Annotated in this window: 11 protein-coding genes; 6 read left to right on the top strand and 5 right to left on the bottom strand. The window is 47.4% G+C overall.

Translation table 11 applies throughout. The features are described 5' to 3' along the window. Positions 1-88: 88 nt before the first annotated feature. From GKG41_RS01820 to GKG41_RS01810, 3 genes are all read left to right on the top strand, one after another. A complete protein-coding gene (locus GKG41_RS01820; protein ID WP_154256677.1) occupies positions 89-1,282 on the top strand; it encodes a transglutaminase domain-containing protein in 1,194 nt (397 codons plus the stop codon). A 204-nt stretch (positions 1,283-1,486) separates the two neighbouring features. Continuing rightward, complete coding sequence (gene yaaA, locus GKG41_RS01815) at positions 1,487-2,239, top strand: peroxide stress protein YaaA (RefSeq protein WP_154256675.1); 753 nt, start codon at positions 1,487-1,489, stop codon at positions 2,237-2,239. A gap of 79 nt (positions 2,240-2,318) precedes the next feature. Next, positions 2,319-3,560: a CapA family protein gene (locus GKG41_RS01810; protein WP_173015502.1), complete on the top strand. Its 1,242-nt coding sequence runs from the start codon at positions 2,319-2,321 to the stop codon at positions 3,558-3,560. Between the two features lie 59 nt (positions 3,561-3,619). On the opposite strand, the gene GKG41_RS01805 is transcribed toward GKG41_RS01810, so the two are convergent. The 4 genes from GKG41_RS01805 to GKG41_RS01790 form a co-directional block, all read right to left on the bottom strand. Further along, a complete protein-coding gene (locus tag GKG41_RS01805) occupies positions 3,620-4,798 on the bottom strand; it encodes an MFS transporter (protein WP_154256671.1) in 1,179 nt (392 codons plus the stop codon). A 30-nt stretch (positions 4,799-4,828) separates the two neighbouring features. Further along, positions 4,829-6,292 carry a trimethylamine methyltransferase family protein gene (locus tag GKG41_RS01800; protein WP_154256669.1) on the bottom strand — a complete coding sequence of 488 codons (1,464 nt, stop codon included), beginning with the start codon at positions 6,290-6,292 and terminating at the stop codon, positions 4,829-4,831. 120 nt (positions 6,293-6,412) lie between these two features. After that, entirely contained in the window at positions 6,413-7,249 is an 837-nt protein-coding gene (locus GKG41_RS01795; RefSeq protein WP_154256667.1) for a MerR family DNA-binding transcriptional regulator, read from the bottom strand. Between the two features lie 81 nt (positions 7,250-7,330). Next, the gene (locus GKG41_RS01790; protein WP_154256665.1) at positions 7,331-7,693 is read right to left on the bottom strand and encodes a DUF6483 family protein; all 363 of its coding nucleotides are present in this window, start codon (positions 7,691-7,693) and stop codon (positions 7,331-7,333) included. Positions 7,694-7,879: 186 nt separating this feature from the next. Here GKG41_RS01790 and GKG41_RS01785 point away from each other — a divergent pair, with 186 nt between their 5' ends. After that, complete coding sequence (locus GKG41_RS01785) at positions 7,880-8,494, top strand: GntR family transcriptional regulator (protein WP_154256663.1); 615 nt, start codon at positions 7,880-7,882, stop codon at positions 8,492-8,494. An 8-nt stretch (positions 8,495-8,502) separates the two neighbouring features. Here GKG41_RS01785 and pgmB read toward each other — a convergent pair whose 3' ends face one another. Further along, the gene (pgmB, locus tag GKG41_RS01780; RefSeq protein ID WP_154256661.1) at positions 8,503-9,177 is read right to left on the bottom strand and encodes a beta-phosphoglucomutase; all 675 of its coding nucleotides are present in this window, start codon (positions 9,175-9,177) and stop codon (positions 8,503-8,505) included. Positions 9,178-9,347: 170 nt separating this feature from the next. Between pgmB and GKG41_RS01775 the strand changes: the two genes are divergently transcribed. Together GKG41_RS01775 and GKG41_RS01770 are read left to right on the top strand one after the other, a co-directional pair. After that, positions 9,348-10,340 (top strand): LacI family DNA-binding transcriptional regulator, encoded by a 993-nt coding sequence (locus tag GKG41_RS01775; RefSeq protein ID WP_154256659.1) that lies wholly within the window; start codon positions 9,348-9,350, stop codon positions 10,338-10,340. 242 nt (positions 10,341-10,582) lie between these two features. Continuing rightward, on the top strand, positions 10,583-11,917 hold the full coding sequence (locus GKG41_RS01770) for a sugar ABC transporter substrate-binding protein (RefSeq protein WP_154256657.1): 1,335 nt from the start codon (positions 10,583-10,585) through the stop codon (positions 11,915-11,917). Positions 11,918-11,971: the final 54 nt, after the last annotated feature.

The following is an 11,971-nucleotide window of genomic DNA, read 5'->3' as shown; positions in this document are numbered from 1 at the left end:
CCCATATGATAAAATAGGCAGAGGAGCAAGCCTGTCCGGCTGCTCCCGGGAGTACTTTTTTAGAATATGAAGAAAAGAGAGCAGATAAATGAAAAAATATGGAAAATGGGCCGCAGTAGTATGTATGACAGTTGTCCTGGCCGCCGCCGGATGTCATTCTAAAGAAGAAGGAAAATCTGTCATTGGGGATCTTATCTCCGGGGAACCACAGCATGGCGGTGAGATCCCGGAAGAGACGGAGGAGATCCATTCCGGTTACTACTATAATCAGCTTGCAGAAGAGGAAAAGGGAATCTACAGGCAGCTTTTAAAAGGCATTCAGGAGTTTCAGGGAGAAGTGGAGGTCGCCAGCGGTGACAAGGATATCATAGACAGAGCGTACAGCGCACTGCTGTGTGACCGGATGGAGCTTTTCTGGGTGAAGAATGCCTCTACCTATTACACGACCCTCTACGATGACTATGCTGTCTTTGAGCCTAATTATGAGAGAACCCGGGAAGAGGCCGGGGAGATACAGACGCAGATAGAGGGGAAGGCAGATGCCGTGGCTGAGGAGATTGCTGCCGGAGGCGGATCTTCCTATGATATGGTAAAGGCCGTTTACGAATATATTATAAATACAACACAGTATCTGGACTCACAGGATGATCAGAATATTGTAAGTGTATTTCAGAATAACCAGTCCGTGTGCGCTGGTTATGCGGCCTCTGTCAAATACCTTCTGGACAAAATCGGAATTCCATGTATTTATGTACAGGGAACTTCTCTGGAGACGAATATCGGACATGCGTGGAATATTGTAGAGATAGAGGGTGAGTATTACTATGTGGATGCCACCTACGGGGATCCGGACAGCGCATCCTCCCAGACAGAGGGGGACACCCAGGGAATCCTGAACGGCATCATTTTATATGATTATCTCTGCCCTGTTCCCCAGGAATATGAGAGCATCTGCAGTCCGGACGGGGATTTTCAGCTTCCGGTCTGCCAGTCAGGAGCCTACAATTACTATGAGCTGACGGGTGATTATTTCACCTCCTACGATTCCGGTCAGATATACGAGTACTGTGCGGGCAAAATCGATGAGGGCGCATCTGATATGATGATGAAGTTTGCCGACCAGGGAAGCTATGAGGCTGCTGCCGCGGATCTGTTCACAGAGGAGAGCCTGGACAAACTGAGTCAGTACTACATGAAGGCCAGGGGAATTGAGCATGTAGAATTCCGGTATGGAAATGTTGACGGTCTACACCTTATCAGGTTTATCTTTGTTGAATCATGAAACCATAGAAATACCCCCGGGGAGGAAGAAGATGCTTCCTCCCCGGGGGTATATTTTTCCCCTTTTTTTGTCATAAACGTCAAAAAGGTTACCCTGAACGGCAGTTGTAACTCTGGGATGAAATATGGTACTATAACTTTAAAATGGAGTTACAAGAGAAAATAGCAACCCGGCAGTCGGATTTACATGAGGAGTGGGATAGGTATGAAAATTATTATTTCTCCGGCAAAGAAGATGAACCTGTGTGATGATGTGATGAATACAGACCAGCGGCCTGTGTTTCAGGAAGAGATGGAGGTGCTTTATCATTGTCTGATGCAGATGAGCTATGAAGAACTGAAGACACTGTGGTGCTGCAATGATAAGATTGCACAGCTGAACTATGAGAGACTGAAAAACTGGGAGTCAGTCAGACGGAATACCCCTGCACTGCTGGCATACGAGGGAATTCAATATCAATATATGGCGCCTCAGGTGTTTACAAACAAGCAGTGGGATTATGCAAATCACTATCTCCGGATTATTTCCGGACTGTACGGGGTGCTCAGGCCTATGGATGGGGTGGCGCCTTACCGCCTGGAGATGCAGGCCAGACTGCATGCAGATGGGAAACACAATCTGTATGAGTTCTGGGGGGACAAGATCTTTAGGGAACTGACCAGTGGCGAGGATGAGATTTTGAATCTGGCCTCCAAAGAATACAGCAAGACTGTGGAGCGGTATCTGGGCAGATATCCCGGGAAAAGCATCCGGTATATTTCCTGTATCTTCGGGGAACTGTCCCAGAGTATTGTAAAGGTAAAGGCAACCCAGGCTAAGATGGCAAGGGGGGAGATGGTGCGCTGGATGGCAGAGACCTATGTGGAGGATCTGGAGGATGTAAAGGAGTTTACAGGGCTGGGATATGAGTATTGCCCGGATTATTCCACAGGCTATGAGTATGTTTTTCTAAAATAATAGCATAAAATGACGATTCTATTGTCTCATTCTGCCTGCTTTTGTTATAATGAAAGAAAAAGCAGGAGGGGGAGGGAGAATGGACGAGGAGGTCAAAAGAAGGCAGGAACGCCTCAGACGTCAAAAAATAAGAGAGAGACAGGTAAAGAGAATGCGGCTGCGGCTGGCTGGCATGGGAATACTGCTGCTGGCCGTTATCGCAGCTATCCTGTCTCTCTCCATACATAGAAAAAGGGTGAAAGCAGAGGAGGCTGCCGCAAAAGCAAAAGAAGAGCAGATGGAGAAGGAACGGGAGGAGCAGCTGGCTCTGGAAGAAGAAAATACACTCAGGATAGTTGCTGTGGGAGATAATATCATGCATGACCAGATCCTGGAGGAGGCCAGACAAGGTGACAATTCCTGGGACTTTAACTTTCTGTATACCCACATGAAAGACGAGATTCAGAAGGCGGATCTCGCGGCAGTGAATCAGGAGACTATCTTTATCGGGGATGAGGATGAGGTTGGAGGATATCCCGATTTCGGAAGCCCGTTTGCTGTGGGAGATGCCCTGGTTTCCACAGGGTTCCGGGTCGTGGAGCACGCGTCTAACCACGCCTATGACAGGGGAAAGCAGGGAATACTGGACACCGCAGGATTCTGGAAAAAGAATTATCCCCAGGTGTCAGTCTTGGGGATCCACGATGAGGAGGGGGATTCCTCTATACGGGTGGCGGAGGTAAAAAACTTTAAAGTAGCCATGCTGAACTATACCTATGGAGTAAATGGGGACACTCTGTCCAAAGATACCTGCCTTCTGGATATTCTGGAGAGGGAGAAGGTGGCGGCAAAGGTTAAAGAGGCCGGGGAAATGGGAGATTTGGTAGTGTTTTTCCTCCATGCGGGAACAGAATATTCTGACGAACCGGATGAATCGGTACAGGAGTGGGTAAAATTTCTGGGGGAGCAGGGGGTTGACATAATTATTGGAACACATCCCCATGTACTTCAGGGGTATGAGATGAGAAAAGAAGGAGACGGGCATGAGATGCTTGTCTATTATTCTCTGGGAAATTTTGCGTCGCTGCAGAAGGACATAAAAGGACTTCTGGGAGGAATGGCCCGTATTACTGTGAAGAAGGATCCCCCGAGCGGCAAAGTATGGATTGAGGATTACGGACTTACGCCTCTGGTCATGCACTACGATGAACCCAGAAAGGCAATGGGAGTATATAAGCTTGAGGACTATACAGAGGAGCTGGCCAAAGAACATGGAATTCATGGGGAGACAGATGATGAATTTACGGTCAAAAGTCTGAAAAAGATGGCGGGCGTGCAGTAAAGAGATAAGTAGGAGCCTGTGGGGGACAGCACTTACACCTGTCCCCCACAGGCTCTCTCTCATGTAAGAGTATGCTTCCGTCTTACAGACAGGACTGCGGAAATGGTGCCGCAGACGGCCAGTGTCCCAATCATATATGGCAGGACATCAACAATAGTGGATCTGGAAAACACCCGCTGATAGACAAGAGGGACATAGGGTCCTGCAAAGATGCCCAGATAAACAGCTGCATTGGCAATAGAGATGGAGAGGGACGCTTTGGAGGGAGGAACAATGACAGAGGCATACATGAGGTAATAAGAGAAGCTGAGTCCGTACATTGCTCCAAGAATGCCACACATCAGACCTACCAACAGGATATTTCGGGAGAAGAATAGTCCTGTATACCCAAGGGCCATAACAATGGTAAAAATAACCGGAATAAAGTTCTTGCACTTATCGTAGATACGCCCAAAGGCCAGACAGGCACACAGACTTCCTATGGTGCCGAGAGATCCCATCACCCCCGCAGTAGATGCGTTGCCGATCCCCAGTTCTGTGACTATAACAGCTACCTGGGTGAGAATGACTGCATACATGGCATTCACTACAAAGGCAGCTCCGGCCAGTGCCAGGACATTTTTATAGGGGACGGTCTCCCGGGAGGCGCCCCGGGAGTCCTTCTTTCCTTCGGGCTCTGTCTGAGGGATGAAGGCAATGACAGCAAGGGTGACAGGGATCATAACCAGAAATACAAGAAACACAAAATGCCAGTTTTTAAGTGCCAGATATCCTGCACCCAGGGAAAAAAGTGCCCCCATCCCCGCCATAATGCCGTTATAGTATCCCAGGACAGAGCTTCTTGCGTTTTCATCCATGTAAAGCTCTGCGATAAGACCTACCATAGCTGTCCCGATAAAGCCCATGGCAACCCCCATCAGAGCCCGCATTACCGCCAGCAGAACAGGGACGTCAGCAAAGACACAGGCCAGAGAGCTGAGTGTAAAAAGGACGTAGGCACCGGATATCAGAGCTTTTTTGCCTATATACTGAGCCATGACACCGCACAGGACAGAGGAGAAGATAAGAATCAGGGACGGTCCGGTGAGAATAAAATTCAGCAATCCTGTATTGGTTTTGGGAAAAGCTTCAAATATTTTTTCCGCTGCAGGATATACTGCCAGATCTGCCATCATGACACCGCCGGACAACAGAATTGTAAGTTTTAGATAGAGAGATCGCCGTTTTTCTTTATTCATAACAAAGCTCCTTTCTAGGGGTTAGTCAGTTCAGAGGAGTCCCGATGGGTCTACCTCCAGTGACTCTGCAATTTCACAGAACGCCTTTTGGACGCATTTGGCCCGTTCTGCTTCCAGGGGATGGGAGAGGGCTGACTGCATTGAAGTGCAGGCGCGCTGTGTGATGGACGCACATTCGGAATGGGACTGCTCGTAATTCACTTTATCTGCAATACTGTCCAGCATACACTGCTCCTTTTGGTACCAGTCTGCCGTGTGCTCCAGTTCCAGAAACACACCGTCTTCCCCCCAGTTGATTTCCCGGATCTCGTCCTGGGCAAGGGTTTCCTCATTTACCAGAATTCCCTCCTGCAGGCGGCGGCAGTACCGGAAAAATTGTCCGTCCATGGCAAGTTTTTCATTGCTGGTACAGAGATAGCTGTCCAGGGTGCCTCCCCCGAAGACCACATCAATGCCTGCCAGGGTGCCGGTCATAAGATCCATGGCAGTCTCAAATCCAGCCTGATAATCACTTTCCTTTGCATCGGTCTGGGCAAGGAAGGCCAGAGTGGGAAGTCCGTAATAACGGCCCATGCAGGCGTATGCCGCAGTAGACAGACAGGGTTCTATGGAGGAGGAAGAGCAGTACGTGCTTCTCATATCCATAACCCCGGGAATGCCTCCGTATAATACTTTATGTCCGGGGTGCATCAGCTGAATAAAGGTGAGAAAAGACAGAGATTCTACTGTATGTGTTAACACAGAGCCGGCGATGGTAACGGGACAGGATACACCCATCACGGGGGATGGGGAGAGAAACAGGGGAATCCCGTACTCCATGGAGTCAAGGGCGTTATCAATGACACGTTTTTCCCAGCGCATGGGAGGTGACGGGCAGGCGGCCAGAAGAACAAAGGGTTTTTCCCTGACCAGCTCTTTGGTTCCGCAGACGGATTCCAAAAGTTTTCCCACGCGTTTGACAGAGGATTCTTCCCATGCCTCGGCTAAAAGTGTTTTTCTTGAATGCAGGATCATTTGATACAGGATATAGACATCAGTAATAATACTGGGGGTATCTCCCGGTACCACAGAGCCTGAAGAGATCTGATAGCCCGGGGAGGATTCTGTGATTCTCAGAGCCTCTTTTAAGTCCTCAGAGGTCCCAAAGCGCCGCGGAAAGGCAGAGCCTGCAATATTGGGTGCCCCCGGGCCGGGGGCGTAATAGGAGTGCCCCTCTCCAAGCCGGAGGGTTGCTTCACCGTCTCTGTTATACATTACAAAATGCTCCGGTGCAGACAAAACGGCATCCTCTGCCACCTTCCGGGGAATGCGCAGAACCATATTTTTCAGGTCCGCCTCACACCCTCTGCGGCCCAATTCCTCCAGAACGGCAGGGTGCTCAAATTTGACACCTGTGGTTTCCAGAAGTTCTAAAGCTTTTTCGTGGATTTGTAAGATTTCCTGCTGCGTAAGCACCTGATATGCAGGCATACGCTTAAAACTGAATTTTGCCATAAGATAAACCTCCTTGTAGGATAAATTATATGTTTATCCACATCCCAAAGGCTGTGGGAAACATCACCGGAAGCTTTGGTTTACAGCAGAATCCAGACGGTACAGGACTGCAGAAAATAATTAAACAGAACGTTTCAGAACGGGAATCTGCAGTTCCAGCATCTCTCCAGATGGGGAAGCTGTTCTGCCCTGTTCCCATATTTTCAGTACATAACAATCCCCGCTGGAGATAAAACCTTCTTTATGAATGAAGGCCAGCAGTTTTGGGATCATATCATAGGCATAGTCAAAATATCCCCGCAAGGGCATTACGCCATAGATCCCTTTTGGAATCAGCTGGCTTTCGGATGCCCTGTGATTGCGGATGTTTACAACAGCGGGATATAATTCACTTTTATAGTCTGGGCTTTCTTTTTTACGGCGGTAGATACCTCCGAAGAAAGAATTAAAATAAGAGTCCTTATCGTTAATGCGCTGCAGTATATTTTTTAATCCCAGCTCATACTCACTCCGGCTGCCGGGAGAGACAGAGTAATCAGTGGATACACAGTAGCGGTTTTCAAACTCCAGAAGGTAGCATTCGTTTACCTCCCACTCCATACATTTTTTCATATGTGAAATGTAATAACGGTTGGCATACAGTTGATTCTGCATTTTTTGAATCTGATCTCTCAGTTTTATATTCTCACTGGACAATACATCAATGACTTTATCCAGTGACTTGATTTCAAGGATCTGGCGGATTTCATGAACCGACGCTCCATTCATGCGGAGCCACAGAATCAGATCCAGATCAACCAGCTGCTTAACCTCATAGTACCGGTACCCATTATCATCAGTAACCGCGGGCTTAAACAGATCTATCTTATCATAATAGCGGAGGGTGTCTGTAGAAATATGATTTAATTTTGCCACCTCTCCGATTTTCAGCAATGAATGATTTTCGTTGTATTTCATAGGATTATCACTTCCTTGTATAAAGAATAAACCTTGGAGCAGCTCCAAGGTCAAGAAGTATTTTCACAGAATGATGCAGAATTAAAATATGGGAACACCAGCTGTGTCAGCTAAATCCTTCAGCCCCTGCCGGATCTCCTCCCTGGTATAGTTGTGGGCTTCCAGATAGTCGTCACTCAACTGATTCAATTTCATATAAAAGTCAAGGGCAACCTCCTGGTACCGCTTGTCGGAGGAATCCATCTCGTCCAGGAGCATATTCTCCGCCTCGTTAATCTTCCCCTGAGAGAGAAGCGCCTGGATTCTGCAGTACAGGTCATCCGCAGCCGTGAATTCTGCTTCTTCCGGCAGATCGTACATCACAGAATCTTTATGAAAGAGAACCTTGGCCAAAGCCCGGGCCAGATCATGTATCATCCGCATAATATAATCGTTTTCAAACATAGGCATTCACTCCTTAATCTAAGTTCTAAGGGTTATTATACTATACCAGCGCTGGAATGTAAATTTAACAGGCCGTTAAGGTTTGGGAGATAGCAGCAGCCGGGAATGTTCTTGCCTTGGAAAAGTTTACCAACTATAATTAAAGTACGTTGCCTTTATCATAAAAAGAGAGAAGGATAGGTGTGTATGAGAGACAGTGACATTGCATACGAAAAAATAAAGAAAATGCTGATTACCTGTGAACTGAAGCCGGGGGAGGTGATCATCGAACCCCGTCTGACGGAGCAGATAAATGTGGGAAGGACACCTGTCAGGGAGGCGCTGAAGCGCCTATCCTGGGAAAAGCTAATCTGTATTATTCCAAGGCAGTGCATGATTGTCAGCGAATTATCCGTCCGGGATCTGGAATCCATCTGTCAGCTGCGATATACTCTTTCCGCGCTGGTGGGCCGTCTGGCCGCGGCCAGAAGAACCGGGGATGAACTTCGGGAACTGCGCAGCATTGCTGATAAAACCAGAGCTGAAACCATACCCGAAAAGCGGATTCTGCTGGGGCGGGAGTTTCATCGTGCAGTATCCAAAATTACCCGGAATGAATACCTGGAGACACAGATGAATATAACGCTGGACTTATGCGTAAGGCAGCTGTTTGTAAACAGAGAATATATGGGAAGCATTGATGATACCGTTGTAAGGGAATACGGAGATATTATCCGCAGTATAGAAAAAAGGGATGAGAAGGAGACCACACGGCTCCTGCAGGGCCATGTGATGTCCTTCAAATCTAAATTTTTGGGATAGCAGGAGATTTAGGAGACAGTATGGATTGTTTGCATAATATCTGTCTCCCAGAATTCTGAGAGGTCTGAAATGGTAAGATCCGCATCCGCACAGGAGGATGTGCCAAGATAAATGCTTAACATCCCTCCGGCATTGGCCGCCTGGATACCTGCTTCGGAATCCTCAAAAACCATACATTCCTCTCCGGGATACCCAAGCCCTTTGGCGCCAAGAAGAAAGACCTCCGGATCCGGCTTTGCCTTTGAAGTGCAGTTACCGTCAATGATCACATCAAAATACGGGGCCAGTTTTGTCTTCTCCAAAATCAGAGGGGTATTTTTACTTGCGGATCCAATGGCAAGTCCTATCCCCCGCTGTCTCAGGCGGGTTAGGGTATCTGTCACATAATAAAGAACTTCATCCTCGGTAATCTGCTGGAGATATTCAACATACCAAGCATTCTTTTTGGCGGCCAGCTCTTCCTTTTGCGCACTGCTGAACGTCAAGCCTCCTGCTTTTAGGAGAAGCTCGAGGGAGGCCATGCGGCTGACACCTTTAAGTGCTTCATTGTCTTTCTCTGTAAAGTCAAAACCCAGCTCGGCAGCCAGGCGTTTCCAGGCAAGATAGTGGTATTTGGCAGTATCAACCAGAACCCCATCCAAATCAAAGATGGCGCCCTGAATCTTTCTGTATTCTTTTTTCATGTTTTCAAAATAATTCCTTTCTGAGCATTAAGATAATGTACTGGTAATCACAGGTGAAAAGAAAAAGATATTGAAAACGATTTCTATTTGGTATATAGTAGTTATATGATACAAAAACGTTTTCGTCAAGAGCTTTTGGAAAATTTGTGAGAACAATTTGAGGAGGAACTATGGCTTCAATAAAAGATGTAGCGAACCGCGCAGGGGTTAGTATTACAACGGTCTCCAGGGCGCTGAACAATTACGCGGATGTAAGTCCCAGAACAAAAAAACGCATTCTGGAAATCTGTGAAGAACTCCACTATTCCCCCAACCCCTCGGCACGGAATCTGGCCCTGAAGCGCTCCAGTGTAATTGGGTTTATATTCTCAGACGTGAAAGAGACAGATATGAATGGTAACATTATCTACCGCCTGCTGCTGGGGGCCCAGGCCGGATGTGAGGAGAGAGGCTATGAGCTGATTATCCTGTTCATCAATAAGAAGAAGCAGGAGGAAAAGAGCTTCCGGGATCTGTGTAAGGAAAAGAATATGGGCAGCGCCGTGGTATACGGCCTTAAGTCCACAGATCCTTACTACAGACAGCTGTCGGAATTAAGCATTCCCTGTGTGGGGATAGATGTTGACAAGGCCCCCGTTATGGTGGGGACCAATAATGACCAGGCGGTGGAGGAGCTGATTGAGCTCTTATACAGCAGAGGAAAGCGCAGAATTGCCATGGTGAACGGTTCTTTTGAGGCGGACATCAGCAGGATCAGGGAAACGGCCTTTATACGTGCCATGCGGAAAATGAAATTGGATCTTCCGCAGAAAAGTGTCCGCTATGCGGATTTCTTTGAGGAAAAGGCGTATCAGGAGACAAAAGAGCTTTTAAAAGAGAGACCGGAGATAGATGCTATATTTGCCGCTTCGGACTTAATGGCAATCGGTGTAATGAGGGCTCTTAGGGAGATGAAACGAGATATCCCGGGGGAGATTGCGGTGGCCGGTATGGACGGCATACAGGTGGGTGCATATATGGAACCGCCCTTGACCACTGTGTTTCAGGACTTTAAGGCCATGGGATATAAAGCTGTTACAATGGTGGCAGATATGCATGCAGGGAAGGAGGTTCCCTACATAGAGTACGTGGATCACCGGCTCCTGATCCGGAAAAGTGTTTAAAAATAGCGCTCTGAATTTAGAAGAAATTCACAAATCGCAGAAAGCTGCAAAAAAAATATTTACAAATTTCATAGGGTGTTGTAATATACAGTTATGAAAACGCTTTCGGTATTTGGTATGAAACGTGAAAAACTGGGAATGATAAACAAAAAAAGATTGTAATAAATCTTTTTTCTTTTCCCTTTTAACGAAAACGTTTTGGAAAAAGATGGATAGGAATACAATATTAAGGAGGTAGCAACGTGAAGAAGAAACTTGTGGTAATGATGTTAACGATGGTTATGGCAGTGACCAGCTTAGCTGGCTGCGGCGGAGGTTCCGACTCTGCAAAAAGCGACAAGGATTCTAAAAAAGATGGGGATGTAGTTGAGATTCAGTTCCTTCATGGACAGCCGGAGGAAGAGCGGGTACAGGCGATTCAGGAGATCATAGATGATTTCGAGGCTGAGAACGAAGGCATCAAGGTGACACAGATGCCCATTCCTGAGGACGGCTTCTGGACAAAGATATCTACTTTAATGAGTACCGGAAAGCTTCCGGCAGTGGTAGAAGGCGGTGTGGATCAGCTTCGGCTTATGAACGGGGAAGAGGCCCTGGATCTGGAAGCTAACACGGAAGCTATAGAAGCCATTGGCAAAGACAGATTTTACGATGGTGTTCTAAAGATGGCGAAAGCGCCGGGGCAGGACCAGTACCTGGGAGTGCCGGTTGCAGGCTGGGTGTCAGGCATCTGGTACAGAAAGTCTATGTTTGAGGAAAAAGGACTGGAAGCTCCCACCACCTGGGAGAATATTCAGAAAGCGGCAGAAGCATTCAGCGATCCTGCCAATAAAAAATACGGTATTATGATCGCTACTGAGGAATCTGACTTTACAGAGCAGAGTTTCAGCTCATTCACAGGTTCTGCCGGATTCGAGCTTTTCGACGAGCAGGGAAAGCCTCAGTTCAACACTCCGGAGATGAAAGAGATTCTGGAATACTATAAGACCCTTTATCAGTACACCATGCCAGGTTCCAACGGCGTAGAGGAAGTAAAAGACGCATTTGTGGGCGGACATTCCGCTATGGCTCTGTACTCTACTTATATTATGGGCGCTCTGGTAGATCAGGGGCTTGCTGATGATGTGGGATTTGCGGTACCTGAAAAGACAGAGCAGGGAAGCTTTGGTATGACTTCAACCATGACCATCTCCAATATGATTTCCGAGGAGGAGAGAGAAGCTGCCATTAAGTTTGTCTCCTACATGGGAAATAAAGAAGCGAATATCAAGTGGTGCCATATGTCACCGGGCGGTTCCAATCCAGTATTGAAGGATGTAGCCGATGATCCTGCCTATCTGGAAAATGATGTATTAAAAGCATTCGGCGATACAGCTGCCACTATTCCCGATGCTTTTGAGAATCTGCAGATGTTAGGCGTGAAGGATGGAGAAGTGAATCCGGCCATGGGCAATATCTCCAGCAAATTTATTATTCCGCACTGCATCAACTCTATCCTGGTTCAGGGTGAGGATATAGACGCCGCTATGGAGAAGTGCCAGGCGGATCTTGAGGCAGAGGTTGCTGCTGTTGAGTAAAAGATGCCGGATAGTATATGCTGAATTTGTAAGTTGGTAGTGACTGCGAACGGC

Origin of the sequence: Lactonifactor sp. BIOML-A5, from assembly GCF_009677585.1 — a bacterium.
Lineage (GTDB): Bacteria > Bacillota > Clostridia > Lachnospirales > Lachnospiraceae > Lactonifactor.
This window is presented reverse-complemented; position numbering and strand designations above follow the sequence as displayed.